We start from the raw sequence: 25,578 nt of genomic DNA, 5'->3' as shown, positions 1-25,578 counted from the left end.
TAATAACCACTCATTAAAAATTAAAATGAAATTTAGAGTAGCAAGAGTCGGAGATATCCCGCAGATACAAGTTGTGAGAAATGCCGTCAAGGAAAATATGCTTTCAGATCCTAATCTGGTAAGTGATGAGGACTGTGAAGATTTTTTAATAAGAAGAGGGAGAGGCTGGATATGTGAAATTGATCAGAGGATCGTTGGCTTTTCAATTGTTGATCTAGTTGACTATAATATTTGGGCATTGTTTGTACATCCAGACTATGAAAAACAGGGCATTGGAAAACAACTGCACGATGTTACGCTGAATTGGTATTTCGATAAAACAAAGCAAACTGTTTGGCTGGGAACTGCACCCGGTACAAGAGCTTCAATATTTTACAAAACTGCGGGTTGGAAGGAGGTGGGTATGCATGGAAAAGGTGAGATCAAATTCGAAATGACATTTGAAGCTTGGAAAACCTTAAATTCTGATTAGTAATATGGTCTATATTTAATTAGCTGATTTGTAATTTTTGACATAATAGGGTGACTTCTTAAAAAAAAAGTTGAAGTGTTGGTAAATAGAAATTTAAAATAGAATGTGGTAGATAATATGGAGAATTATTTTAATATTGTGCATTTTGTTTTGTACAGAATGATTTATAAACTACATTTAGTTACGGAAAGATTTAATCCTATAAATCTTATTCATAAACTTCCTTTTCAAAAGAGGCGTTATCAAGAATTGGGAATAGATATTTATGATCAAATTAATCGCATATGGGGAGATAAGCAATCTGGACTAAGTATTCAAGCTGCTGGCGGTTTTTTATGCGGTGTCTTAGGGCTATTTTTCTTTTCTTTATTAATGTTATTTAGAGTTCAAGTATCAATATTTGTGATGTTCGGACCTGTAATTGCATCAATTACAGCTTGTTATCTGTTAGTTTTTAGGGGCAATAAATATTTAGCACATTTTGCTAAATTAGAAAAGTGTACAAAGAACGATAGACGTAAGTATAACTGCTTGACGGTAGGATCTATATTTTTAGTTTTTATTTTTTTTTATGCTTGTCTCGTTATTTAATGTCTGTAACTGATCAAGTAATTTTATTTCAATTGATACTTAATTAATACTGGATTGAATAGGGCTAATTTGACATAGTCTTAATGATAAATCAGTAAAATTGGTAAGAGATTCCGTGATTTATATACCATATATTTTCTATTAAATTAGGATTTTTGTCCTGGATGTAAATAAATAGATTGTCGAAGACCTGAGTTAAAAACAATAACTATTCAAGAAGGTTATACATGTAGTCATGACGACCGAATGCAATTTTCATGTAACACCAATAAATAGAAGGATATGGAACAAATAAAAAATGAAATATTTGAAAAGGGAAATCAAATAACCAATGGATATTTTACAGGAAATGCATTTCTAAATCTGTTGCAAGAAAAAGTTGAAAATAATGATTTTGCCCTCGGCAATGTTACTTTTGAATCAGGAGCAAGGACAAACTGGCATACACATCCAAGAGGTCAGGTATTGATTATCACCGATGGTACAGGCATTTATCAAGAAAAAGGTCAAGTCGCCCAGTTGATTAAAAAAGGGGATATCATCAATATTCCTGAAGATGTGGAGCATTGGCATGGCGCATCTGCAGTAAGTGGCATGATCCACATTGCGATCACCAATTATAAAGATGAAGAAAATGTGACCTGGTTACAGGCTGTTTCAGAGGAAGAATATGCTATTGCCAACAAACAAATACAAAGATGAAAAATATATTCAAATTACCATTTTTGACAATCCTTGTGATGCTAATAAGTAGTCAAATCATATTTGCACAAAGCTCAGTTCAGGATACTACGATTAATAGCAATAAACAATTGGTGCGAATTTCAGAAATTGAAGTGTATCCGAAAGATTTTGATGCATACTGTGCTATTTTAAAAGAAGAAGCAGCTGCCTCTGTAAAATTAGAACCAGGTGTAATAGCCATTTTTCCGATGTACATTAAAGCTGATCGATCACAGATCCGTATTTTGGAAATTTACGCCAACGACGAGGCTTACCAGCAACATCTGAAAACGCCACATTTTCAAAAGTATAAAACGACTACGCTTACCATGGTAAAATCATTGAAACTACTTGACATGTCTGTATTAGACAAGGAAACAATGTCTGATATATTCAAAAAATAGAGAGTAGCAAACTGTGGAATGACATCAACTTTGTATTTTTATGATCAAACTTTAAGATAGCTGAAGATTTGAATTGACAGCTTAATACTTAATGAATTTAGTTCTGCGTGATTAGTGTAAAACACTATAATCGGAACATGACAGCGGTGAGCATGATACTTTTAGATCGATGTCGGCGCCGCAGTCAGGTTCTGTCATCCTACTTTCTAAAGGTTTAAACGGAAATTCTTATATTTAACGTTATGCTAGCCTTTAACAAGATCTTTCTTTTTCTAATCATTTGGTTTTTATACCCATCAAACGGCTATAGCCAAAAATCTGTCATGATAACACAGCTCCAAAAACAATATGGTGGAACTTGGATTGACAGAAAAACGACTAGATGCCTGCAGATAACTTTTGATAATGACCAATTTGTAACGATCATCGACTGGACCCGTAAATACCAAAGCCGAGAGCATGGCGATGTCTATAAGGCATATATCAAGAAAGACACATTGGTCATGCCCGAGGATAAGGATCACCATGCACCTTACAGTGAAATTACGATAGAAAACAATAAACTGATATACCGGACCAAGTCTACCGGTATACAGAAAATATCAATCTGGGATAAACAGGTATTTTCCCGGAAGTGATACCTTTGTGCATTTAGCCCATTCGCAAAAATTTACAAGATGGATGAGTAATTTCTATTTTTGGGAACTTAAAAAAGCTTGTCAAATTTAAATCTAAGCTATTCACCATCTTGTTTTCACTTCATGAGTAATAGGTATTATTGAAGTAGATATTCCTAATGCGATGACTCCCTATCATAGGCATGACTATAAAAGATTTTAAACCTAGAACGGAAATTTTATCGCCTGCTCAAAAATCGTTGTACTAAATCGTGACTCGATAACCCGTGCTGTACATAGTGGTCCTACGCTGATCAGTGAAATTTCACATTTATCTTCTCTCCAAATTCTAATAAATTTCTAATAAATTTCTGTTGATCCTCTAATGGCGTGTTAGCGGTATGCATTTTATATTTGCAACACATTTAAACAAAAACAATATGGACTCAGGCCCCCATTCAAAGAGACAAGAGATAATTATTTAATTGCCCGCGAATCATCATAACCTTGTTTTATGCCGATTGCAGGCCAAAAACAACGTTATGTTTCATTTTTCAAAACTATTTAAAAAATATACACACGATCTTGTCGTGTATGACTGCTCAATCGCTTCAGTTATAAGACCAATGATGGTGGTCGCTATAGTGGATCGCATCTGTGACAAGCAAAATTACCCTTTCAGGTACCTCTTTTTAAGATTATCATCCTCACTGTTATATACGGTCAGGTATAGCCTCACACACACTAAAAATAGGAGGGCCAATGACACTATTTGAATTTATTTTAAGATTATCTATCGCATTTGCACTTGGTGCAGCGATCGGCACTGAACGTCAATGGAGACAGCGGATGGCCGGACTAAGAACCAATATGTTGGTATGTCTTGGCGCCTGCATGTTCGTTTCACTTGGGGTGAAAGTTGGCGGAGATGCTTCTGGTAGAGTAATATCTTACGTCGTAAGTGGCATCGGATTTCTTGGTGCAGGAGTAATAATGAAAGACGGTGTGAACGTAAGGGGACTAAATACAGCAGCTACCCTGTGGTGCTCAGCTTCCATAGGAGCATCCTGCGGATTGGGATTTCTTTCTGAAGCCACCATCTTTACCGTCTTTCTGATCATTACGCACGTGCTGATGCGTCCTTTAGGTACAAAGTTAAGCCGTATACCTGTAAATAGTGCTGATAATCCAGTCGCGTATCTCTTAATTATAAAATGCAGACAAGATGTGGAGAATCATTTGAGGGTATTGTTACTTCAGTTCACTGGAAGTGATGAAAAACTGTTGTTAAGATCGCTAAAAAGTACTGATGATGGAGACGCAAGCAGAGCAATAATAATGGCTGAAATACTGGCAAATAGCAATGAAGATGCGATTATGGAGCGGATTGCGGGACGATTAACGATTGAACATGAAGTTTCTGAAGTTAGCTGGAATAAAGCTGGTATGGAGAATGATCTTTAGCCCCATCGTAGATAGATTAATAACCCAAGGACCAATATCCAAAAACTAATAATTATTTAAAATATCTGATAATGATTGGGGTGATATCGCTTCATTTCCAATTGTATAACTAACAATATCTATTTAATATCATGATTAACGTAAAAGAGCGCTTAAAAGATAAAACGATTACTGACAGAAGAAAAATTATGTCAAAAGGTAGTGATGAGGCTGCTGCGACCAAGCTGCAAAATGTTTCAAGATCGGATCAGGATTTTTATTTCGCCATGCTGGAAAGCCATATCGGCGGTTTATCTTCTATACAAGCCAAAGAGAGGTTAAGTAGATTTGGCTTTAACGAGTTGCACCATGAACAAGCGCCTACATGGATAAAGCAACTATTTCAGGCATTTATCAACCCCTTTATTGGCATACTTCTTATTATTGCCACGATCTCCTTTATATTGGATGTATGGTTGGCCAGTCCCGGGGAGACCGATTATAAAACGGTTGTAATGGTCGGTATTATGGTGATGGTAAGCTCTCTACTCAGGTTCTTTCAAGAATACAGGAGTAATCGGGCCGCTGAGCAACTTAAAAGTATGGTAAAAACTACCGCGACAGTTTTAAGGAATATGACTGAAAAGGAAGAGCTTGATATTAAGAAATTAGTGCCTGGCGATGTTATTTTGCTCTCTGCGGGAGATATGATTCCAGCAGACTGCCGTATCGTAAAATCTAAAGATCTCTTTGTAAGTCAATCTATGCTGACAGGAGAGTCTCTGCCCGTAGAAAAGAGTAGTTTGGTTGTTCGGGACGCTGAAGAGAAACCACTGGTAGAGCTGGATAACATCTGCTTTATGGGAACCAATGTGGTAAGTGGTTACGCGACAGCAGTTGTCGTCAATACAGGAAATCAAACTTATTTTGGCACACTCAGTAAAGTTATTGTGGGTAAACGTGCCGAAACAAATTTTGATATCGGGGTTAATAAAGTGAGCTACCTTTTGATCAGTTTTATGGTTGTCATGGTGCCCTTAATCTTCATGATCAATGGATTCGTTAAAGGAAACTGGTGGGATGCACTGCTTTTTGCAATTGCCGTTGCCGTAGGTCTGACCCCGGAAATGCTACCCATGATCGTAACTGCAAACCTGGCAAAAGGAGCAGTGAATATGAGTAAGCACAAAGTGATTATCAAAAGGCTCAATGCCATCCAGAATATAGGAGCGATGGATGTGCTGTGTACAGATAAAACGGGTACGCTGACTATGGACAAAATCGTTTTGGAAAGACACTTGAATATTTTCGGACAGGAAGATGAAGAGGTACTCAAATGGGCTTATCTGAATAGTTTTCATCAAACAGGCCTTAAAAACCTGCTCGATGTTGCTGTCCTCGAACATGTCGAATTACATGACTACCTGAAAGTGGAAGAGCATTTTTTAAAAGTCGATGAAATTCCTTTTGATTTCCAAAGACGTAGAATGTCTGTTGTGTTAAAACAACGAAATGGTAAACATCTGCTCATCTGTAAAGGGGCGGTAGAAGAAATGCTTAATTTGTGCAGTCACGCCTTTGATCCGGGAGATGATAAACAGCTACATATTCAATCAGATCAGGTAATGCCTATGGATGAAGCGATGCGGAAGATGATTTTAAGAACTTCAAATAAACTAAATGAAGCAGGGCTGCGGGTTTTACTGGTTGCTATACGTGAATTTGATGACAGAGCACTGAATTATTCTTTAGAAGATGAACAAAATATGACGCTAACTGGATTTATCGGTTTTCTTGATCCTGCTAAACCATCCGCTAAAGCAGCAATTGAAGCATTACAGAAGTTAGGTGTGAATATTAAAGTATTGACAGGTGATAACGAGATTGTCACCAAGAAGATATGCCAAGATGTAGGTATTCCTTTTGATCAGGTACTTTTGGGGGCTGAAGTTGAAAAAATGACTGATATGGAATTAAAGGAACAGATTGGAGAGGTTTCTATTCTGGCAAAATTAAGCCCGGTTCAAAAATCTCGGGTTGTTAAAATACTTAAAGAAAAAGGTCATACAGTTGGTTTTATGGGTGATGGTATTAATGACGCAGCCGCACTTAGAGATGCCGATGTAGGAATCAGTGTCGATACAGCGGTGGATATTGCTAAAGAAAGTGCTGATATAATTTTGCTCGAAAAAGACTTGATGGTTTTGAGAAAAGGAGTAATTTATGGGAGGAGAACTTTTGGAAACATCATCAAATATATCAAAATGACTGCGAGTAGCAATTTCGGAAATATGTTCAGCATGTTGGGCGCCAGTGCTTTTCTGCCATTTCTACCGATGCTACCGGTGCAAATATTAGTGCAAAATTTACTATATGATGTATCACAGGTATCTATTCCATGGGATAGAATGGATGAAGATTTCATTGAGAAACCTAAAAAATGGGATGCTTCTGGCATTAAAAGATTTATGCTTTATATTGGCCCAATTAGCTCCATCTTCGATTATGCGCTATTTGCGGTTATGTTCTTTGTTTTTAAAGCGAATAGTCCAGAACACCAAAGTCTATTTCAGAGCGGCTGGTTTATTGAAGGACTACTTTCACAGACATTGATTGTTCACATGATTCGCACGCGAAAAATTCCATTTATCCAAAGTTGGGCTACTGCGCCTGTAGTGGCGTTAACTTCACTGATTATGGTTATCGGGGTATTAATTCCGTTTTCACCTTTTGCAGGTGCATTATATATGCAACAATTGCCACTGAGTTATTTTCCTTGGCTTATAGCCATACTAGCTTCTTACTGCACACTGACACAGTTTGTTAAAACATGGTATATCAAAAAATTCAATCAATGGCTATAATAACGAAATAGCCAAATGGCTTAATCCGTTTAAGAATTTATTTATCAATGTTGTATTGCTTCCTATCTATAGGGCTTAATCGGAATCAGGGATCATTTGAAATGCTAGTCGCTAAGACGTTGTATACATACGTCTTAGCGTTTTAAAGAAGCGATATTATTCCTCATTTCCACTTCAATTGTTTCGCTTTAGCATTATCGTAAAAAATAAATAGAAGATCTTTTTAAAATGATCACATTTTTACAACTAAAACAAGTGGTACTATACTTCCATTCTGCTTATATATATCCCAACCATAATTTAAAATTTTAAGTCCTGTTATAGGATAAGAAAAAAGGCGACAGGAATCTTTACTTTTTTCCTTTAAAATGGTGTATGAGAGGATGATCGTTTCTTTTCCTTGAATCTGGATCTTAAAACTATGGTCTCCAGGGGTATCGTTGAAGAATATAATCTCCATAAATCCATTCATTGGGGAATTTTCTGAACCTTTAATGATACGCCAGTCATAGAATGGTATGCCAGTTTCTCCAACACTGACACTTATATTCTTTTCGCCAAAAGCATCTGTCAAGATAAGGTTGGAACCACTTTCCTTATCTGTGAAGGTAAGGCCAATGCGTCGAGGAGGTGCTTGGTTTAAGATATTATCACAATTACGGTTTTTTTTACAGCTTGCTATTAAGCAAAAAATTGCAACTAGGATTAAAATTGGTGTAATTAACTTCATATTCAAGATTATAATAGATAAAGATGATGAATTATCCCGCTTATGGGTAATTTATTGAATAAATTTATTCGTTGATTAATGATCACGATAGGGACGGATCAATCTCTTGATTGCAGCTGATAGGATTTCTGACATTTCACCGTTTTTTAACTTACTGTGATTGATAGAATTGACAATACCTACAATTTCTTAATTATTTGGCATAGCTTTGGCGATGATTTGATCAGTAAAAAGCAAATAAACTATTTATTATACGATCGTCTTTTGTAAATACACAAATATTCGACTAAGGTTTATTTAAGAAGTTTGTTTTTACATCATGACTTAAATAATAGAAAGTAGTATTGTACATTTAATGCATTAAGCATGCATAATCAGAATTTTCAGTTGATATACCTAAATAATTATTTAAAAGGATAGCATGAAACCAATAATGCTTTTGATGACAGTATATGTCCTTTTCTCTTGTAGTCATGGTGCTAAAATAGAGGCTACTCATAATGCAAAGGACCACAATTGCGACTGTGAAAAGACAGTCGGAATAGACCGTGTTTTATTTGCCACGAACATTCGGTTGAAAAATGAGAAAAATAGGAGGGTATTGCTGTTTAATTGTGCTACTGTTCATACTGGCATTGCATCTATTAGTGATGCCGATGGTAAGAATGAACGTGAAAAATTCATCTATGACTTGGATTGTATCTCTGCAATAGAACAAAGTCAGGAACTGTCTGATGATTTTAAATATTATACGGAATCGATGCAATCTTCCGAAGATTTTTTTCAAAGCCTGAATGAGGAGAAGAAGTTCTTTTATGAGCTTACTTTTGAGAAGCAAAAGATCAAATCGATCTTAAAAGTGGAATTAGATTGAAAAAACTGTACCCCTGGATAGATCGAGTAAAACGGGATCAGGCCAAATGAATATAAAGTTCACGACGTGAACACTACAATAAACTAAGAATACTAACTTATTAATTATAAATTATTCGTCATGGGAACACTATTGTTAAACGGAACGTTTTTCTTCTTATTATCTTGGACAGGCCAAAATAACCTTGCTAAGTATCCATATGCAGATTCAGTCGTTACCGTTCAAGTGGAACAAAAACAAGAAAATAAACCGGTCATGATTTTAGAGGCATTTCAGATTCTGGATAGCGATGGCGGTTCTGCTGAAGCTGTATTAAGTATGGATAAGGATGGAAAGTGTTATGTGGGTAAAGAGTTTATCGGTACTATTACGGCAGCAGGAGAATTGAAGTCCGACACAGGAGAGCTATTGGTCCATTTAAAAGGTAATGAGTTACTGTCCAGTGACGGAAAAGTTTCACTCGTCATTAAAGAAGACGGTACAATTTCAAATGGCTCTGGTAAAGATATCACTTGGGGAACGGATGGTATATTAAAAAATATGGAATTGAGTCTAAAAATTGTTCCTGTAGACAGTAAAGCAAAAAGAGCGGCTTCCCTTCTCGTATATTCCTTTTTTGGTTCCACAGAGACGGAAGTTCAGAAATAGGGTTTCAATTTGCGATCGCATGACAGATCAAAAAAGTAGGAGCGACATTTATAATTATGTAATGCTGTTAACAGTAAAATACGCGAATTTGACGGCAAATCAAAGTAATGGGAGTAACACAATTAAAATTTTGTGTTAAATTTGGATTAGAGAAATTGTAATACCAAATTTTGTAAGGGTCCAAAACATTGGCAATAATTTTTATTGAATCCGAAACCGATAAATAATGGCAAAAAAGAAAAAAACACTTCCGAAAAATTTCAGTGAATTAATTACTGAAAATAATATAGACAATCTTAAAAAAGTATTTGATACGTGTGAATTCGATGCAAGAGGTGGTTATGGAAAAGCAACAGCTCTTAGTTTTTTCAATGTTCCGGATGAACTTGTTCGCTGGTTGGTGCAAAGCGGAGCGGACATCGAAGCTGTCGATAGTTATGGACGTACGGCACTGCATCAACATGCGATGATGCGAAGTGGCAAGTTAGCCGTCTTCTTAGAATTGGGCGCGAATGTCAAGGCAGTGGATAGCTATGGGGACACACCGCTACATTTTGCGGCTGGAAGTAGTTTTAATGCTTCATCTGTCAAACAACTTGTAGCCTACGGTGCAGATACCAAAGCGCTAAATTCATATAAACAAACGCCCCTCGAGCGAGCTTTAAGTAGTGCAAACAATATTGACATTGTACATTTGGTGGAAATATCGCGAATATTACTGCAAAGTGAATCAGAAATCACTCAAAAAATGAAGGATGAAATTACTCGAATAGGAGAAGGTTTTGAATTTCATCGGAAGAATTTTAATAAAGACTATTTACAAGAGACAGACCAGGCGTTAAGCAAACTCTATGAGATATATCAAGTTGCACCTGTCAAGAAACGTATTATGCATGATGGTGTATCACCAATAATTGCAAATGGAACAACCTGGGAGAAACAATTTGAAGAATTGTGGGAGTTTTTAGTGCCATCAAAGGGAAGCGCTGACACAGTGCAAGGGGAGGTTGTGCGAATTGCAGGGAAAGTACGTGATGAAATATACCGTAATGGGGGTGGAAACTGGAACATTGATTTCAAAAAAATGTTGGATGCATTTTACCTTCACTTAACTTCTGAGCATGCTTTACCTGCTACTGAACTTGAAGAGGCAAAGACTTATATCAAAGATATTCGTAATACTGGATTTGCTGATGATCTTAATTTCCTATGTGAACTTGCAACGAACTGGGTACGTCTAAATCCGACACCAATTTTGCTTAATAAGCCAAATTACAAGAGATAAATTAATTCACTACAGTCGACGTTTCTCACGACATTTCATTCTATTAAAATAAGAGAGGCCAATCGAAAGATTAGCTTTTCTTATTTACTACCTAATGGAAGATTTGCTGCGATAGAATCAAATTGAAATGGGGAATAAATTGCTAAATAATTAACAACCTGAATATTGTAGTTATAGCGATTTATGGTGAAATATTAAAAATTTAACGTTGAATAATACTTATTTTTAAAGATAAAAATTTTAAATTCTGTATAGAATACTACATTTACTATTTCAAACACTGCCATTGCTGTTTTATGGTTTTAGTTTTGCTATTATTGCCGCAAGTTTGATGCAAATTAAACTCAACATTATGAAAAAGCTAATTTTAACAGTTCTCAGTTTCTTTACTGCTTTATTTACAGTAAATGCGCAAAAAGTTATCAACTATTCCCACACGTACGCCGCTGGAGGGAAGCTTCTTATGTGTGTTGATAGTGCTGCGGAAAATATCTATTATGACAATATGTTTCCCAACCAACCTAGCACTTACTTTAATTATTTACCTGAAATAAGCAATGTAAGTATCCAAATCTATTTCAGAAAAACAGACAATGTACAGCTCTATCGGTATAGCATTTTAGTTGATGATAAACCGATAGCTGTAAACAAGCCAATAGACCAAGCGCAACTAAGAAATGTCGATAGACCAGACGAAACCTTCAGATCTGCAACACTTGGTGCTTTTCCTATTACCGGAAAAACCATTACAACCTTAGTCTACAGCATCGAAAAGCCCCTAGATATTGACAAATCTGTATTTTACGGGAAGCCTATTCCCAAGGCTAAAATAAAGGTTATTTCAAAACGGTACGCAATTGATAAAGGAGTTGATTACAGTTATATCGTTGATCCAAAACAAAACACAGCTATTGTTTTTACTGAGAAAGACGATGAACTTACCATTGTAAAAGACAGATCTGATATTGATTATGTTTATGTTATCTCCATAAAAGATAAGCAAACAAATAAAACAGTCTTTGAGTCAGCCTCATGGCAATATGGGGGCTATGTCGATGAACATAAACTTTCACCTTATGTTAAGATGAACAAAAACATTTTCAAAAAATCTGGAGATTACGAAATTAGTATTCAACCATTGATCAAGTGGAATACTTCAGCAACAAAAGATATCGATAAATATACAAGCAGATATACTCTTTCCATAACATTAGACCAAGAAAACTATAGCAAAAAAGAACTTTTAACATATACGCTAATTGTATTTTTTTCTATTGGATTAGCATCTTTTATTATTCTTTACTTTAGCAAAAAAAGAAATAAGAAAAAGCTAGTTGAAAATGAACAGCAAAAAAATACAGCAAAGCTACAACTTAGTTTAATTCGATCTCAATTAAATCCTCATTTTCTGTTTAATGCACTTTCTGGTATTCAAAATTTAATGAACAAAAACGATATCGACAACGCTAATAAATATCTATCTAAATTTGCTCGGTTGACCCGTAACGTACTTGATGATACAGAACTGATTAGTTTATCACAAGAAAAAAATTTACTAGACGATTACTTACAAATGGAGCAATTACGATTCGGCTTTAAGTATGAAATTAATCAGTCTGGAGACTTAGATTTGGATAACACTGATATACCAAGCATGTTGCTACAACCTTTTGTCGAAAATGCGGTGAAGCATGGCATATCGCAAAAAGCTAGCGAAGGAAAAATTGTGATTGAATTTATCAAACAAGCGAGCAATTTGTTGTTAAATATTATTGATAATGGAAATGGATTTGACACGAAAAACAAGAACGATGGATTGGGGCTGCTGTTAACTGAGCGTCGAATAACACTATTGAATAGTGTTTATAAAGAAAATCACTTTACCTTAGCTATACAATCAAATTCTAACGGTACTAAAATAAGCTTAACATTAACCGATTGGCTATAATATGATGAGAGCAGTTTTAATAGATGACGAAATTTCTAACTTAGAAAACCTGCGGATTTTGCTAGAAAAGCATTGTCCGCAGATAACTATAATCGCAACAGCGCAAAGTGTAGGTGATGCAGTTGATGTTATTGAAAAATATGTGCCAGACTTAGTGTTTTTGGATATTCAAATGGGCGATAAGACAGGCTTTGATGTGCTAAAACTACTTCCAACGCGTAATTTCGATGTTGTTTTTGTTACTGCTTACGACCAATACGGGATAAAAGCTGTAAAATTCGCTGCCTTGGATTATCTTTTAAAACCGATTGATATTGAAGAGTTAATGAATGCGGTAAAAAAGGCCGAGCACAAATTTACAAGGCAAATACAAACCTCACAACTCGATTTTTTATTGCAACAGCTTAAAAAGCCAGAACCGACCATAAGTAAAATTGCCTTACCCATGCAAAGCGAAATAAGGTACATTGCTTTATCAGAAATTATACGTTGCGAAGCCGATAATACATACACCCATTTCTTCCTTTCTAGTGAAGAAAAAATAATGATTTCAAAATCACTGAAGGAATATGCAGATTTATTGTGCCCTAAAGGTTTCTTAAGAACTCACCAAAGCCATTTAGTAAACCCGAAATATGTAAAAAGTTGGCTAAAAGAAGATGGTGGTATTTTACTCTTAATATCTGGAGAAAAAATACCCATTTCTAAACCTAACAAGGACATTGTGAAACAAGCCTTGCAGCAGCTTTAAGTGTTAAATAGCTATCCCCGGACCCATCTCAATGCTGATGTTTGAATCCTAATATTTTTAAACAAGAAAAGCCAATCTTGCGATTGGCTTTTCTCTGTGATCCCGCTGGGATTCGAACCCAGGACCCATACATTAAAAGTGTATTGCTCTACCAGCTGAGCTACGGAATCTTACTCTTTTTTTGAAGTTTCCTTCGTTGTTTGGAGTGATGCAAAGGTAGAAAAAACTAGCATACAGTGCAAATAAAACGACTATTTAATTACAAAGTCCTTTCTTGTCCTTTCATTTATAGGGAATTAATTTTTAAAATTAAGAAATATAATCCCGATCTTCATTACTTAAAGTTGAATTTGGAACTGAAGATTGTTCAATTTCTGATGGATTAGCTGGATTTACTTGAATCACTTCTGTCTTTCTTTTCTTAGGTCTCAACAAAATACCCCCAATGATGATTCCGATAAAAAGAGTGATTGCTATAATTGATGATAATGCGAAGATATGCTTACCAAAAAACCAAAATTCTACCGGAGCAGTGTTCTGCATAAAAAAAATCGTAATTATGACGACTAAAATTAAAAGTATGATCGTTTTGAAATTCATTTTTCGCGTTTTTATTTACCAAAAATAATCATTGTCATTGATACTTTATATTCTTAAAGGTGCAGGATCTATTATTCGCTTTGATAACGATCTGAAGACTAGAATGAATATTGCACACGGTTACTAAATTAATTAACTTGTATTAATATATAAATAAACTTCTATAAGCATGTATGACCGTCTAAAAAAGTTATTGTCACCGCTTTTTATCTTCTGCCTCATACTATTGATCGCCAATGATTTTTATATGAAAGCAACTTTCCACAATGCGTTTACCGGAAAACTTTCTGATTTCTGTGGGTTATTTATTTTTCCTATTTTTTGGTCAACGATCTTTCCCCGTCATAAATTATGGATCTTTATCTTTACCGGAATATTGTTTGTCTTTTGGAAAAGTGAACTTGCCTCAGGACTTATAGAACTGCTAAATAGCTTATTTAACATCCAACGAACGGTCGACCTAAGCGATCTTATTGCGTTGCCGATGCTGTTTGTAGGTTGGTTTCACATAAAAAACGATTCTATCGTGTTGATTGCTGATTCCTTAATAGCAAGATTAAGTACTTTGATTGTCGCAGGTATTACAATTTTCGCTTTCTGCGCAACCAGTCAGCAAAGGTATATCCAATCTTTTGATCAGCCACAATATGTTCTCTTAAAATCAGCTACAGTTCCCGATTTAAATTTATATGATGAATTTGAATTTTATCCGAAGGATTCTCTACTTGTCGTTAAGGTCAATCATTGGTATATTAATCGGCCCATTAGAAACGATGATTATAACAAGAATCATTCACTTGAAGATCTAGATAAAAATGTTGTGGCTAGGCTAGCAGATAGCACCACTGTAATTCCTTACGGAAAAATAACTATTCTGATTATTAATACAGCGGAGGGTGAGGATTTTTTAAGATTTAATGGGGGTCGCCTCGATGGTAAATTTAGTAGAAAAGTAAATGATAAATTAATCATTGAAGGATTTTACAAAATGGGGGTAGAAGACTCAACTTGGACATTTACTTCCGGCGATAGCGATAACGTCGTCGTACAAACATTTGTAAATGGAGAACGGACAAGTGTCAAGCAGTTTGATCATGGTAAATTGGTTGCTAAGACTCATATTAATACCAGAGCAGATACTATCCGAAATACATATGTTCAGATCAGTATTATGATTTTGATTATCATTTTCATGATCCGATTTTTAATCAAGAATTACCGTAATACATTTCCTCAAGAACTTAAACTAAAATTAGTTTGGAAATGGTTAATATGTCTTATATCGCCAATATTTGTCTGGCTATCCTACATTGGAATAAGAATTTTGCTCATGGATTTCAATGAAGATATTTTTGTGATATTAGCATCATTTTTATTTATTTCTATAGTTGTGTGCCCGCTTATGTTTGTTGTTGTATTTTGGATCAAATTACGGAAGGAAATGGATATCCTGTTATACTGCCTAATATTTGGACTTTTATGTAGCATATGGACTTCATGTGGTACACTAATAGCTCTGTATAATTAGTTTTTGTCAAAATTTGACGATGATAATGCTCTTAGCGGATTAAAAAAATGGAAATTCTGAATGGGGATTAAAGCAGAGACTATAGTATCAACAGAAATTTATCCGGAAATTTTGAACCTCTTCATAATGTACCAAAAAAGATCCGATAGAACTTAAATGCTACTATTTATAATCTTTTTTTTAATTTCTTAAATAGGAAGCGAACTGCTGCGTAAGTGAGCAAGGAGAAAGCCAGATCTATGGCAAACGCCATTAAGGAATAGTTACTGAAATGCTGCATTTGACCTGTAAGCAGACTTTGTCCTGCACCTTCACTGTAGTACGTTAACGGAAATCCTATTGTAGTTAAACCATCATAGGCCATACCATTGTGATAAGAAAGCCAACTCAGTAAAGCGAAGATCAGTAGCGTAGCTAACAGATAGGCCAATACTTTTTTATAGTTACTATGAGGTTCTTCGTACATGATCATTTAATTTAGAAAAATAGCCTCTTAAAAAAGAGGCTATTTTTTTCAGCTGTGATGGACAGCTATATGTTTTTATTAAAATTTATTTCGCATCGATATTGACCGCATTCAATCGTAATGAATTGAGGATAACGGATACTGAGCTGAGGCTCATTGCTGCGGCAGCAAGCATTGGCGATAACAAGATACCAAAAGTAGGGTATAAAATACCTGCTGCAATCGGAATGCCTAAAACATTATAAAGGAAGGCAAAGAGTAGGTTCTGTTTAATATTGCGCACTAATTTATGACTCAGTATTTTAGCTTTGGCAACACCCATTAAGTCGCCTTTCAATAAGGTTACTTCAGCACTCTCGATAGCCACATCAGTACCTGTACCCATTGCAATACCTATATCTGCCTGTGCTAATGCTGGAGCATCATTGATACCGTCACCAGTCATTGCGACTACTTTATTTTCCTGTTGCAGCTTTTTAATCTCCATCAACTTATCTTCTGGTAGCGCTTGTGCTTTAAAGTGTTTAATACCCAGTTCATCCGCTACAGCTTTAGCTGTTTTGGCATTGTCACCTGTTAACATAATCACATCAACACCATGATCCATCAGGTAATGGATAGCCTGTTTTGCCGTATCTTTTATTTTATCGGCAATAACGAGATAACCTAACAGTGTTGTTCCTTTAGCTAAGTAAGATACTGTACGGCCTTTTTCCTGTTCTACAGCAACTTGTTCTTTAACGCTTTCGCTGATCGCAATACCATCGTCCAATAACAACGATTCATTTCCAAGAAGCACTTTATCATTGGCAATATAACCAATAACACCTTTACCGTTTATGGTATCAAAGCGATCTGTCTCTTTTAATGTTAGTTTTGACTCCTTTGCTTTCTTCACTACCGCTTCGGATAAAGGGTGGGAGCTATTGGCATTCACTGAAGCTGCCAAGATCAACAATTCATCAACCGTACTGTCTGAGGTACTGAATACCTCTTCCAAACTCGGCCTTCCTTCGGTTATGGTTCCGGTTTTATCTGTCACCAGTACATTCACTTTATCTAGCTTTTCGAGCGCTTCCGCATTCTTTATCAAGATACCATTTTTTGCACCTTTACCGATTCCGACCATGACCGACATCGGTGTTGCAAGCCCCAGAGCACATGGACAGGCTACGATAAGAACCGCCAAAGCATTGGCTAAGGCAAAGGCCAGTTTAGATTCTACTCCATAGATCATCCAGACGACAAATGTTAAAATAGCGATGGCAATTACTATAGGAACGAATATGCGGGATACACGATCGGTTAACTTCTGTATTGGTGCTTTACTTCGACTTGCACTATTGACCATTTCAATAATTTGTGCCAATAGTGTATCATCACCGACACGGTTGGCTTTCATTAAGAATGACTGATTACCGTTAATCGTTCCAGCACTCACTTTATCACCTTCATTTTTATCGACAGGAACCGGTTCCCCCGTTAGCATGGATTCGTCAATCGAGCTATGTCCAGAAGTTATTTCTCCGTCTACAGGAATCTTTTCTCCTGGTTTAACGCGTAAAATTTGTTCTAACTGGATGTCTGCGACCGAAATTTTCTTTTCCACTCCATTTTCAACTAGATTAGCTTCTGCAGGAGAAAGTTTTATAAGTTCTTTAATAGCTGAATTCGTTCTTGAATGTGCTTTCGCTTCCATTAGTTGTCCCAATAGTACTAGCGTTAAGATAACGGCAACAGACTCAAAATATAGTGCAACCTGACCATGATGACCTAATAATGCATCCGGAAATAGGGATGGAAAGAATAAAGCCACTACGCTGTATAAAAATCCTGCTCCGGCACCTAGACCTATCAAGCTGAACATATTTAAGTTCCAAGTTTTGAAAGAAGTCCAAGCACGCTCAAAAAACATCCAAGTGGCATAAAAAACAACTGGAATGGTTAAAAATAACTGGATCCAGCCTGACATCTTTGGTGTGATGACTTGCCCGATTGGGTTGCCAGGAATCATTTCACCCATTGATAATATAAATAAGGGAACGGTGAATAACAGCGCTACCCAAAATTTCTTTTTCAGTGTTTGATATGTGTGATCATCTTCCTCTGTGTCGGCATTTGCTACTAAATCCATACCACAGATGGGACAAGAACCCGGTTTGTCACTTTGAACTTCTGGATGCATCGGACAGCTGTAAGTTAAAGCTGCTTTCTTTTCTGGCATTTTCTCTAAGTTCATACCACAGACTGGACAGGATCCTGGTTTATCATACAGTTTCTCGCCCTCACACATCATAGGACAATAATATTTACCCGCTGAACTGGCCGTGACCTTTGGAGTGCCCACTTTTTCATGCGAAGAAAAGTCTGTGGATTTAGTATCATGGTGATGCTTATCTGCTTTATCAGCTAAAGATTCAACTGGAACGAGAAACATACCACAAACAGGGCAGGAACCTTTTTGGTCGTAAGTTTTATCATGACCTTCACAAAACATAGGACAGATATATTTACCTGATGGTGCGCCTGCATTTTGGACTATCTGTTCATCTTTATTTTTTGATGAACAGCAAGAGGCGTTCGCACTTTCATCCTGTGTGTGTTTATTTTCCGATAATGACTCAACAGGTACTAAATGCATCCCACATATGGGGCAGGAGCCTTTTTGATCGTACGTTTTATCATGACCTTCACAAAACATAGGACAGATGTATTTACCTGATGACTTGTCCACCGTTTGGTTTATCTGTTCTCCGTTATTTTTTGATGAACAGCAAGAGGCGTTTGCACTTTCATCCTGTGTATGTTTATTTTCCGATAATGATTCTGCGGGGACTAAATGCATACCACAGACAGGACAGGAGCCCGGTAAATCGTACGTTTTATCCTGACCCTCACAGAACATGGGGCAAATGTATTTGCCTGAAACAGCTACTGCACTTTTTTTCGATTGATCATCCGCTTTATGATAGACGGAGTTCTTTCCGTTGTGATGACTATTGTTTTGCACAATGTGGTAATCACCAATTTCTGAAAGTGCTTTATTGCATTCATTTACATCAACACGATTTTCACTATCAATAATGACTTCAGGTGGAGCTAATGTAACAGTAGCTTTTACACCTGGTATCTCATTTAGCTTATCTTCGACATTTGTGCGACATCCATTGCAAGTCATGCCGGATATTTGATATTTTTGATTCATAATCTGCTTTAAATTAACCTATACAAATATCCCTCTTTAGACAAAAATTAATGCTGTAACATTTGAGGTTTAAATTATAAGATTTTAATTAAGCAAGAAATATCCTTTAAATGGATATTTAGCTATCAGTAAAAGAACAAAGAAATTATTACTTTGTTTGTAAATGAAAATAGACCATGGATTCAAATCATAACAGAGATAAAAGAGACAGCTCGGGGCGGACTTCTCATATTTTAAATACTTCAGCCAATTTACTGGGAATTTGTTTTCTGGTCTTAACGACAATAAAAACGATGAAACTCACAGAGGGAAGTTTAATTGATGAATGTGCCGCTATTGCTATTTTCATATTTATGTCCAGCTGTATTATTTCCTTTATTGCGATGAAAAGAGGTGATCTAAGGGAAGTTAAAAGACTGGAAAATATTGCCGATATCATCTTCTTAACAGGCTTATTTGTTCTGTTTGCTGCTTCTATATTACTTGTGTTTAATCTGATATAGCGGTATGACATGACAGTCAATGCTAATTCGGTTTTTAACCGTAAATTATTGCACTGCAGCCACCATTTATAAGGGTAATAGAATGCGAAATTTCTTCCGGTATCGTTAGGTAATGGTTCGTAACTTATTCGCCCTTTCTTCGGAAAGGCTTCGGGAATTGTCTATTGTGCCTCTACTGTTTGTATACTGTTTGTCTACCTTTCCTCTACATAAACAGTAGAGGCGGAGTATAGGCATAGTAGAGGATTAGTATAAACTACCCGAGGAAGGGGCGAAGCAGACCCGAAGGGCAGTCAAATAAAACTCGAATTTGCGGAGAAAAGTTCTTGCCGTAGATAACTTGATCTTTTTTTTAGTGATGTATAAATTTTATGCTTTATTACGAAGAATGTATAAGCTAAAAGTCCAAAGAAGTCCGTGAAAGTCCATGGAAGTCCGTAAAAGTCCTTAGTCTTCTCGAGAATGCTTGCACAACGGCTCGATAATGATAGGGAACAACTTCGGGATTGATTCGGGTGCGCTTCGACTGTTCTTCGACTCGGCTTCGACCATAAGACGAAAACGAGTCGAATAAATGGCGAACAAAATACGAACCAGTCTGCTCGCAATCTCAAAGAAATCCCGAACATCTCTCAAAAAAAAGTCGATCATTCCTAATCTATTATTAATAACATACAACAGATCGCCATCACTATGTCTTTACAATAGATCAGATTAGTTGAAAACAAGAGATTTAAGCAATTTAATCCATCAGGACAAGTCTTTGCTAGATTGGTCTAACAGAACTCTTTAAATCGCTTAAAATTAGCTTCAATATAAAGTGGTTAATTTTCAGAATGTGCTGTTCTATAGATATATTGATCAATAGATTGCAACAGTAATTTCAAGGATATATGCCTCAGAATCTTATTGCAGAAAAAAGTAATGTTTAAATGCCTTTGAAAATAATAGGATTGTTAGAAAATTACATAAATAGCATAACCTCAGGATGTTTGAGGATCGTTTTGATCAAAGGTTTTGTTTCTCCCTCAATAATGGTTTTGTAGTGCGGTTCTGGAATGAAAAGTTTAAAGGTTTTCTTTTCAATTTTTATAACAAAAATTGCACCGTGTACCACCTGCTTATCATCGATAACCATTGAAAATTCATCAACCGGTTGATTAGCAAGCTTATTCTTTTCAACTAATTTTATAAGTTTTTCCATAGCCAAAACTACATATTCTCGTCAATATAATGCGATATATTGACGAGAATATCATTAATTTTTAGCGATTAAATCTCTTAATGCAACGGAAGCGATTGCTCCTCCGAATGCAGCTGGCAGATAAGACATCGTTCCGTATGCAGATTTCTTATAGTTACTGCCATCGGTATACAACAGGGATGCTTTATCTGGCAATTCTGTAGAAAATACTGCTTTAAAACCACTTCTTATCCCATGTTTATATAACTTTTTACGGATATGATGAGCAAGTTTACAATTATAGGTTTCTCCGATATCTGCAATTTCTATTTTTGTAGGATCCATTTTTCCTCCAGCTCCCATAGAACTCACAAAACGAACTTTACGCTCTAGAGCCTGACGGATAAAAAATAATTTTGGCGTGATACTATCAATTGCTTCCACTGCATAGTCAGGATTAAGATCCAATAGATCGGAAATCTTTTCAGGAAGAACGAAATCTTCAACAATAGTCAAATCCAGTTCAGGATTTATAGATAACAACCGATCGCGCATAATCTGTGCTTTAGATTGACCATGGTTGGTTGCCAATGCTGGTAGCTGTCTGTTTCTATTAGAAGGATCTACAGTGTCGCCATCAATGATGGTCATTTTGCCAACACCGCCACGACAGATAAATTCCGCTGCAAACGATCCTACGCCTCCCAATCCCAAAACCATGACATGAGAATTTGCCAATTTTTCTAAAGCTTCACGCCCCACTAATGCCTCTGTACGCGATAGCCAAGTTAAGTCTTTCATATTTTACTCAAATACAAGTTGATAGTTTCTTATTATGTTTTCTTTTAATTCATTTATCGATATCTTTTTCAATTGTGCTGCATAAGCGTACAATTCTCTGATATCGGCATGCGCATCATCCGTTTCCAAAAAAAGCTGTTCAAGAGGAGTCGCTACAAGCGTTTCATCTAACTTTCCCGTGAGAATTGATGAACCAAACGAAAGGTAATATCCTTTTTTAAGCAATTGCTCAGCAAGTTTTTGATTCTTATTAAATCCATGAAAAATGATGTGACCTGTGAAATTTTCACTTTTTAAAACTTGCTGTACTTCGTCAAAAGCACGGACGCAATGAATGATCAATGGCTTACCGTATTCTTTTGCTAAGCTAACTTGTTTTTGAAAAACGTCTTGCTGCACATTTAGGGGCACAGATATTACTTTATCCATACCACATTCCCCGACAGCTAGAATTTCATGATCACGAAGCAATTCTTGCAGGATCGATATGCCTTTAAAAGGGTCACTTTCACTGATGTGCCATGGGTGTAACCCCGCGGTTACTGGCGATAAATAATGATCATCTGGATCAGCATTCAGTATAAGATTAAATACGTCAAAGCGTTCAGTCTCTGACGAGTGATGCTGATGGGTATGGATATCAATGTATATCTGTGTCATAATCAGGCGCAAATTTCAGAAAAAAAATGATGTTTGAGAATTTTATCTACTAAAGATATAGATATTTATTGAATATGTGTATCAAGAACTTGCAACATACCATTTGCTTTTAACAAGCATTCTTGATATTCGTCTTCAGCATTTGCCTGAACGGTAATAGCACCGCCTGTCTGAAAAGACAGATATTTACTTTGTGCATTGTATAAAATGGTCCGGATCACAACATTGAAATCAAAATCACCTTCAGGACCGAAATAACCGATGGATCCTGCATATAACGAGCGTCTTGTTGCTTCAACTTGATCACAGATCTGCATGGCAGCAATTTTAGGAGCACCGGTCATTGAACCAGCAGGGAAGGTATTTTTAATAACTTCAACATCCGCTACTTTTTCATCGATTTCACAGGTAATGGTCGAAATCATCTGATGAACGAGTTTAAATGTCTGAATTTCGAATAGACGATCTGCTTTGACAGATTTTGGTACTGCGCTTTTCGTGAGATCATTGCGAACTAAATCTACAATCATCACATTTTCAGCAATTTCTTTTGTAGAGTTTAACATGCCTTGGACGATCTTTTGATCTTCTTCAGCAGTTTTTCCTCGTTTTGCAGTTCCTTTTATAGGTTGGGAAATGAGCTGTTGATTCCTTTTCGCCAGAAATCTTTCTGGAGATGCGGAAAGGATGTAATTCTTGTTGAATTTAAAAAATGCCGCAAACGGCGTAGGGGAGATGCTGTTCAATTTTTCAAATGCCGCTACGGGATTTAAGTTGACCTGGTCAGCATAAAACTCCTGGCAGAGGTTGACTTCGTAAATATCGCCTCTTTGGATATGATCTTGCATTTTATTAAATGCAAGCATGTATTCAGCCTTAGACCATCTGGTCTGTATCTGGCCATCAAAACCCACAGAACCGGTCTGCCATGTAAAATCTGAAATGGTTTGATAGATTTGAGCAGGATTTTCAGCTGTTATCCAAACGGTATTTCCAATTGTTTTGATCGTAACCGCAGGAACAAAGAAATAGGCTAATGGAAATCCTAAAGGATCATCATGATGTGTTTCCAGTTCTTCGATTTCATTTTTCAGATCGTACGAAAAAAAACCAGGAATATAAGTATCTGGATATGTGTCTATAAATTTTTGAACATCCTGAAGTGTATTACCGGAAGTCGAGGTATAAGAGGAAGTTGCTTTTACTGCAATTAAGCAGTCAAATGCACTCCACTGATCGCTATGTCCATTGGAATGGAGATAAGCTACTTCATCAAATTGCGCTGCCCATTGCAGCGCTTTTTGATGAAAATTATTCGTTGAATCTATAACAAAATTGTCTTCGACCCGCATTAACTATTTAGTCAATTTTAATGTTTGTTTACGATCTGGACCAACAGATAGGAACGTGATAGGCACTTCTAATGCTTTTTCTAGATACGTAATGTAATTTTGTAATGCTGCAGGGATTTCACTTTGTTGCGTGATACCAGTCAGATCTTGATTCCAGCCGTCGATTTCTTCAAGAATAGGCTCAGCCTCGTTCGTGATAATCTCATATGGCATGTAATCGATTACTTTTCCTTCATGTTTGTAGTGTGTACAAACTTTGATTTTTTCGAAAGTATCCAACACATCAGCTTTCATCATGATCAATTCAGTAACACCGTTTAACATGATGGCATATTTTAAAGCAGGAATATCAATCCAACCTGTACGACGTGCGCGACCTGTTGTTGCTCCAAATTCATGACCTAATTTACGTAAGTTTTCACCTACTTCATCATGTAATTCAGTCGGGAATGGACCTCCACCTACGCGAGTAGCATAAGCTTTGAAGATACCATATACTGCACCAATTTTATTTGGAGCAATACCTAAACCTGTACATGCGCCCGCTGTAGTTGTGTTTGAAGATGTAACGAATGGATAAGAACCAAAGTCAACATCTAACAAAGTACCTTGAGCACCTTCTGCTAATACTTTTTTACCATCCTTTAAATATTGATTCACTAAATGTTCTGAATCAACATGTGGAATAGTTTTAATGAATTCGATAGCAGCTAAGAAAGCTTCTTCTTTTTCAGAGAAATCAGGGATTTCACCGTAGTGTGATAAAATAGAAAGGTGTTTTTCTCTCAATTTTTCGTAACGCTCTTTGAAATCTGGCAATGTAGTATCACCCACACGTAGGCCATTACGACCTGTTTTATCCATATAGGTAGGACCAATACCTTTTAAGGTAGAACCAATTTTACCGTCACCCATTTTAGATTCTGAAGCAGCATCTAGTAACTGGTGAGTAGGAAGGATTAAATGCGCTTTACGAGCTAACACTAAATTTCCTTTACCTACTGGATCAAATCCAGCAGTTTTTAAATTGTCTAGTTCTCTCTTTAAGATAATCGGGTCGATAACAACACCATTTCCGATTAGGTTAAGAGTTCCTTCATTGAAGATACCCGAAGGGATCGTGTTTAAAACGAATTTTTTGTTATCAAACTCCAATGTGTGTCCGGCGTTAGGGCCGCCTTGGAAACGAGCAATTAAATCGTATTGTGGACAAAATACATCAACGATTTTACCTTTACCTTCGTCTCCCCATTGTAAGCCCAAAAGCACATCAACTTGCATAGCTTTTAAAGTATTGTGATTAAGAATTTATGTTAATTTTTTGAATTATCTAAAAACAAAATGTTCAGAAAAATGAGCAAATCATTTTCTGAACAAATGTACTATTATATTTCGCCAATCCTGAGATTAATTTGAAATAACCTCTTCTTTTGCTTTTGAGGCAGCGATTTTTTGTTGGCAATCATTACAAACACCATACAGATTTAACGAGTGATGTTTGATATCGAATTTTAATAAATCACCCATTAAGCTTTGAATCTGGTTGATACGTGGGTCACAAAATTCCACCACGATATTACATTCAATACAAATGACGTGATCGTGTTGTTTAAAGCCATAGGATTTTTCAAATTGAGCCATATTGCGCCCAAATTGATGTTTAGTAACTAAGTCACAGGATACCAACAATTCTAACGTGTTGTATACAGTGGCACGGCTAACTCGGTATTTTTTATTCTTCATATGGATGTACAATGATTCTACATCAAAGTGATCTGTACGGGAATAAATTTCTTCTAAAATAGCATAACGCTCTGGAGTTTTTCTTAGATTTTTATTTTCTAAGTAAGCTTCAAAGATCTTTTTTACTGTTGCGTAATTTTCAGCTGCGTTCATATTAATCAATAAGATTCTTTACAAATTTACCAAT

Annotated in this window: 24 protein-coding genes and 1 tRNA gene; 14 read left to right on the top strand and 11 right to left on the bottom strand. The window is 36.2% G+C overall.

Going from position 1 to position 25,578, the window contains the following annotated elements; all coding sequences use genetic code 11:
- The first annotated feature begins 25 nt into the window (after window positions 1–25).
- From FHR29_RS05965 to mgtA, 7 genes are all read left to right on the top strand, one after another.
- Window positions 26–472 (top strand): GNAT family N-acetyltransferase, encoded by a 447-nt coding sequence (locus tag FHR29_RS05965; protein ID WP_183913067.1) that lies wholly within the window; start codon window positions 26–28, stop codon window positions 470–472.
- Window positions 473–589: 117 nt separating this feature from the next.
- The gene (locus tag FHR29_RS05960; RefSeq protein ID WP_168126570.1) at window positions 590–1,063 is read left to right on the top strand and encodes a hypothetical protein; all 474 of its coding nucleotides are present in this window, start codon (window positions 590–592) and stop codon (window positions 1,061–1,063) included.
- Between the two features lie 282 nt (window positions 1,064–1,345).
- A complete protein-coding gene (locus FHR29_RS05955) occupies window positions 1,346–1,765 on the top strand; it encodes a cupin domain-containing protein (protein WP_183913065.1) in 420 nt (139 codons plus the stop codon).
- The gene (locus FHR29_RS05950; RefSeq protein ID WP_168126572.1) at window positions 1,762–2,190 is read left to right on the top strand and encodes a putative quinol monooxygenase; all 429 of its coding nucleotides are present in this window, start codon (window positions 1,762–1,764) and stop codon (window positions 2,188–2,190) included. The genes FHR29_RS05955 and FHR29_RS05950 overlap by 4 nt, the downstream gene beginning before the upstream one ends.
- Before the next feature lie 323 nt (window positions 2,191–2,513).
- Complete coding sequence (locus FHR29_RS05945) at window positions 2,514–2,828, top strand: hypothetical protein (protein ID WP_168126573.1); 315 nt, start codon at window positions 2,514–2,516, stop codon at window positions 2,826–2,828.
- A gap of 741 nt (window positions 2,829–3,569) precedes the next feature.
- Window positions 3,570–4,271, top strand: a complete 702-nt coding sequence (locus FHR29_RS05940) for an MgtC/SapB family protein (protein ID WP_132839825.1) — start codon at window positions 3,570–3,572, stop codon at window positions 4,269–4,271.
- Window positions 4,272–4,402: 131 nt separating this feature from the next.
- Window positions 4,403–7,114 carry a magnesium-translocating P-type ATPase gene (gene mgtA / locus FHR29_RS05935; protein ID WP_183913063.1) on the top strand — a complete coding sequence of 904 codons (2,712 nt, stop codon included), beginning with the start codon at window positions 4,403–4,405 and terminating at the stop codon, window positions 7,112–7,114.
- A gap of 232 nt (window positions 7,115–7,346) precedes the next feature.
- On the opposite strand, the gene FHR29_RS05930 is transcribed toward mgtA, so the two are convergent.
- Window positions 7,347–7,844, bottom strand: coding sequence for a hypothetical protein (locus FHR29_RS05930; RefSeq protein WP_183913061.1), 498 nt, complete (start codon window positions 7,842–7,844; stop codon window positions 7,347–7,349).
- Window positions 7,845–8,265: 421 nt separating this feature from the next.
- Between FHR29_RS05930 and FHR29_RS05925 the strand changes: the two genes are divergently transcribed.
- The 5 genes from FHR29_RS05925 to FHR29_RS05905 all read left to right on the top strand — a co-directional run bounded on the left by FHR29_RS05925 (window position 8,266) and on the right by FHR29_RS05905 (window position 13,350).
- Window positions 8,266–8,718 carry a hypothetical protein gene (locus FHR29_RS05925; RefSeq protein ID WP_183913059.1) on the top strand — a complete coding sequence of 151 codons (453 nt, stop codon included), beginning with the start codon at window positions 8,266–8,268 and terminating at the stop codon, window positions 8,716–8,718.
- Window positions 8,719–8,838: 120 nt separating this feature from the next.
- Window positions 8,839–9,366 carry a hypothetical protein gene (locus FHR29_RS05920; RefSeq protein ID WP_183913057.1) on the top strand — a complete coding sequence of 176 codons (528 nt, stop codon included), beginning with the start codon at window positions 8,839–8,841 and terminating at the stop codon, window positions 9,364–9,366.
- Between the two features lie 226 nt (window positions 9,367–9,592).
- Complete coding sequence (locus FHR29_RS05915) at window positions 9,593–10,651, top strand: ankyrin repeat domain-containing protein (RefSeq protein WP_183913055.1); 1,059 nt, start codon at window positions 9,593–9,595, stop codon at window positions 10,649–10,651.
- A 352-nt stretch (window positions 10,652–11,003) separates the two neighbouring features.
- Window positions 11,004–12,599, top strand: coding sequence for a sensor histidine kinase (locus tag FHR29_RS05910; RefSeq protein ID WP_183913053.1), 1,596 nt, complete (start codon window positions 11,004–11,006; stop codon window positions 12,597–12,599).
- Between the two features lies 1 nt (window position 12,600).
- On the top strand, window positions 12,601–13,350 hold the full coding sequence (locus FHR29_RS05905) for a LytTR family DNA-binding domain-containing protein (RefSeq protein WP_260291915.1): 750 nt from the start codon (window positions 12,601–12,603) through the stop codon (window positions 13,348–13,350).
- Between the two features lie 97 nt (window positions 13,351–13,447).
- Here the strand turns inward: FHR29_RS05905 and FHR29_RS05900 are convergent.
- Window positions 13,448–13,520 (bottom strand) — tRNA-Lys (locus FHR29_RS05900).
- A 139-nt stretch (window positions 13,521–13,659) separates the two neighbouring features.
- On the bottom strand, window positions 13,660–13,950 hold the full coding sequence (locus FHR29_RS05895) for a DUF1049 domain-containing protein (RefSeq protein ID WP_021192051.1): 291 nt from the start codon (window positions 13,948–13,950) through the stop codon (window positions 13,660–13,662).
- A gap of 169 nt (window positions 13,951–14,119) precedes the next feature.
- On the opposite strand from FHR29_RS05895, the gene FHR29_RS05890 reads away from it, so the two are divergent.
- Window positions 14,120–15,478 carry a hypothetical protein gene (locus tag FHR29_RS05890; protein WP_183913051.1) on the top strand — a complete coding sequence of 453 codons (1,359 nt, stop codon included), beginning with the start codon at window positions 14,120–14,122 and terminating at the stop codon, window positions 15,476–15,478.
- Between the two features lie 166 nt (window positions 15,479–15,644).
- On the opposite strand, the gene FHR29_RS05885 is transcribed toward FHR29_RS05890, so the two are convergent.
- Window positions 15,645–15,944, bottom strand: coding sequence for a hypothetical protein (locus FHR29_RS05885; RefSeq protein ID WP_168126584.1), 300 nt, complete (start codon window positions 15,942–15,944; stop codon window positions 15,645–15,647).
- 85 nt (window positions 15,945–16,029) lie between these two features.
- The gene (locus FHR29_RS05880; RefSeq protein ID WP_183913049.1) at window positions 16,030–19,149 is read right to left on the bottom strand and encodes a heavy metal translocating P-type ATPase; all 3,120 of its coding nucleotides are present in this window, start codon (window positions 19,147–19,149) and stop codon (window positions 16,030–16,032) included.
- A 176-nt stretch (window positions 19,150–19,325) separates the two neighbouring features.
- On the opposite strand from FHR29_RS05880, the gene FHR29_RS05875 reads away from it, so the two are divergent.
- A complete protein-coding gene (locus tag FHR29_RS05875; protein ID WP_021191415.1) occupies window positions 19,326–19,652 on the top strand; it encodes a hypothetical protein in 327 nt (108 codons plus the stop codon).
- Between the two features lie 964 nt (window positions 19,653–20,616).
- On the opposite strand, the gene FHR29_RS05870 is transcribed toward FHR29_RS05875, so the two are convergent.
- From FHR29_RS05870 to FHR29_RS05845, 6 genes are all read right to left on the bottom strand, one after another.
- Window positions 20,617–20,856 (bottom strand): hypothetical protein, encoded by a 240-nt coding sequence (locus FHR29_RS05870; RefSeq protein ID WP_132768188.1) that lies wholly within the window; start codon window positions 20,854–20,856, stop codon window positions 20,617–20,619.
- 54 nt (window positions 20,857–20,910) lie between these two features.
- Entirely contained in the window at window positions 20,911–21,636 is a 726-nt protein-coding gene (locus FHR29_RS05865) for a ThiF family adenylyltransferase (protein ID WP_132768190.1), read from the bottom strand.
- Between the two features lie 3 nt (window positions 21,637–21,639).
- A complete protein-coding gene (locus tag FHR29_RS05860; RefSeq protein WP_183913047.1) occupies window positions 21,640–22,296 on the bottom strand; it encodes a TatD family hydrolase in 657 nt (218 codons plus the stop codon).
- 65 nt (window positions 22,297–22,361) lie between these two features.
- Window positions 22,362–23,648 (bottom strand): anthranilate synthase component I family protein, encoded by a 1,287-nt coding sequence (locus FHR29_RS05855; protein ID WP_183913045.1) that lies wholly within the window; start codon window positions 23,646–23,648, stop codon window positions 22,362–22,364.
- A gap of 3 nt (window positions 23,649–23,651) precedes the next feature.
- Entirely contained in the window at window positions 23,652–24,929 is a 1,278-nt protein-coding gene (locus FHR29_RS05850) for an adenylosuccinate synthase (RefSeq protein WP_132768196.1), read from the bottom strand.
- 126 nt (window positions 24,930–25,055) lie between these two features.
- Window positions 25,056–25,544: a Fur family transcriptional regulator gene (locus tag FHR29_RS05845; protein WP_021190674.1), complete on the bottom strand. Its 489-nt coding sequence runs from the start codon at window positions 25,542–25,544 to the stop codon at window positions 25,056–25,058.
- Window positions 25,545–25,578 lie beyond the last annotated feature (34 nt).

The sequence above is a fragment of the Sphingobacterium sp. JUb56 genome, from assembly GCF_014191365.1.
GTDB lineage: Bacteria > Bacteroidota > Bacteroidia > Sphingobacteriales > Sphingobacteriaceae > Sphingobacterium > Sphingobacterium anhuiense.
This window is presented reverse-complemented; position numbering and strand designations above follow the sequence as displayed.

Bases quoted from the DNA above. Each gene is read 5' to 3' on its own strand.
- FHR29_RS05965 (WP_183913067.1), top strand. From the start codon at position 26: ATGAAATTTAGAGTAGCAAGAGTCGGAGATATCCCGCAGATACAAGTT.
- FHR29_RS05960 (WP_168126570.1), top strand. From the start codon at position 590: ATGGAGAATTATTTTAATATTGTGCATTTTGTTTTGTACAGAATGATT.
- FHR29_RS05955 (WP_183913065.1), top strand. From the start codon at position 1,346: ATGGAACAAATAAAAAATGAAATATTTGAAAAGGGAAATCAAATAACC.
- FHR29_RS05950 (WP_168126572.1), top strand. From the start codon at position 1,762: ATGAAAAATATATTCAAATTACCATTTTTGACAATCCTTGTGATGCTA.
- FHR29_RS05945 (WP_168126573.1), top strand. From the start codon at position 2,514: ATGATAACACAGCTCCAAAAACAATATGGTGGAACTTGGATTGACAGA.
- FHR29_RS05940 (WP_132839825.1), top strand. From the start codon at position 3,570: ATGACACTATTTGAATTTATTTTAAGATTATCTATCGCATTTGCACTT.
- mgtA (WP_183913063.1), top strand. From the start codon at position 4,403: ATGATTAACGTAAAAGAGCGCTTAAAAGATAAAACGATTACTGACAGA.
- FHR29_RS05930 (WP_183913061.1), bottom strand. From the start codon at position 7,844: ATGAAGTTAATTACACCAATTTTAATCCTAGTTGCAATTTTTTGCTTA.
- FHR29_RS05925 (WP_183913059.1), top strand. From the start codon at position 8,266: ATGAAACCAATAATGCTTTTGATGACAGTATATGTCCTTTTCTCTTGT.
- FHR29_RS05920 (WP_183913057.1), top strand. From the start codon at position 8,839: ATGGGAACACTATTGTTAAACGGAACGTTTTTCTTCTTATTATCTTGG.
- FHR29_RS05915 (WP_183913055.1), top strand. From the start codon at position 9,593: ATGGCAAAAAAGAAAAAAACACTTCCGAAAAATTTCAGTGAATTAATT.
- FHR29_RS05910 (WP_183913053.1), top strand. From the start codon at position 11,004: ATGAAAAAGCTAATTTTAACAGTTCTCAGTTTCTTTACTGCTTTATTT.
- FHR29_RS05905 (WP_260291915.1), top strand. From the start codon at position 12,601: ATGATGAGAGCAGTTTTAATAGATGACGAAATTTCTAACTTAGAAAAC.
- FHR29_RS05895 (WP_021192051.1), bottom strand. From the start codon at position 13,950: ATGAATTTCAAAACGATCATACTTTTAATTTTAGTCGTCATAATTACG.
- FHR29_RS05890 (WP_183913051.1), top strand. From the start codon at position 14,120: ATGTATGACCGTCTAAAAAAGTTATTGTCACCGCTTTTTATCTTCTGC.
- FHR29_RS05885 (WP_168126584.1), bottom strand. From the start codon at position 15,944: ATGTACGAAGAACCTCATAGTAACTATAAAAAAGTATTGGCCTATCTG.
- FHR29_RS05880 (WP_183913049.1), bottom strand. From the start codon at position 19,149: ATGAATCAAAAATATCAAATATCCGGCATGACTTGCAATGGATGTCGC.
- FHR29_RS05875 (WP_021191415.1), top strand. From the start codon at position 19,326: ATGGATTCAAATCATAACAGAGATAAAAGAGACAGCTCGGGGCGGACT.
- FHR29_RS05870 (WP_132768188.1), bottom strand. From the start codon at position 20,856: ATGGAAAAACTTATAAAATTAGTTGAAAAGAATAAGCTTGCTAATCAA.
- FHR29_RS05865 (WP_132768190.1), bottom strand. From the start codon at position 21,636: ATGAAAGACTTAACTTGGCTATCGCGTACAGAGGCATTAGTGGGGCGT.
- FHR29_RS05860 (WP_183913047.1), bottom strand. From the start codon at position 22,296: ATGACACAGATATACATTGATATCCATACCCATCAGCATCACTCGTCA.
- FHR29_RS05855 (WP_183913045.1), bottom strand. From the start codon at position 23,648: ATGCGGGTCGAAGACAATTTTGTTATAGATTCAACGAATAATTTTCAT.
- FHR29_RS05850 (WP_132768196.1), bottom strand. From the start codon at position 24,929: ATGCAAGTTGATGTGCTTTTGGGCTTACAATGGGGAGACGAAGGTAAA.
- FHR29_RS05845 (WP_021190674.1), bottom strand. From the start codon at position 25,544: ATGAACGCAGCTGAAAATTACGCAACAGTAAAAAAGATCTTTGAAGCT.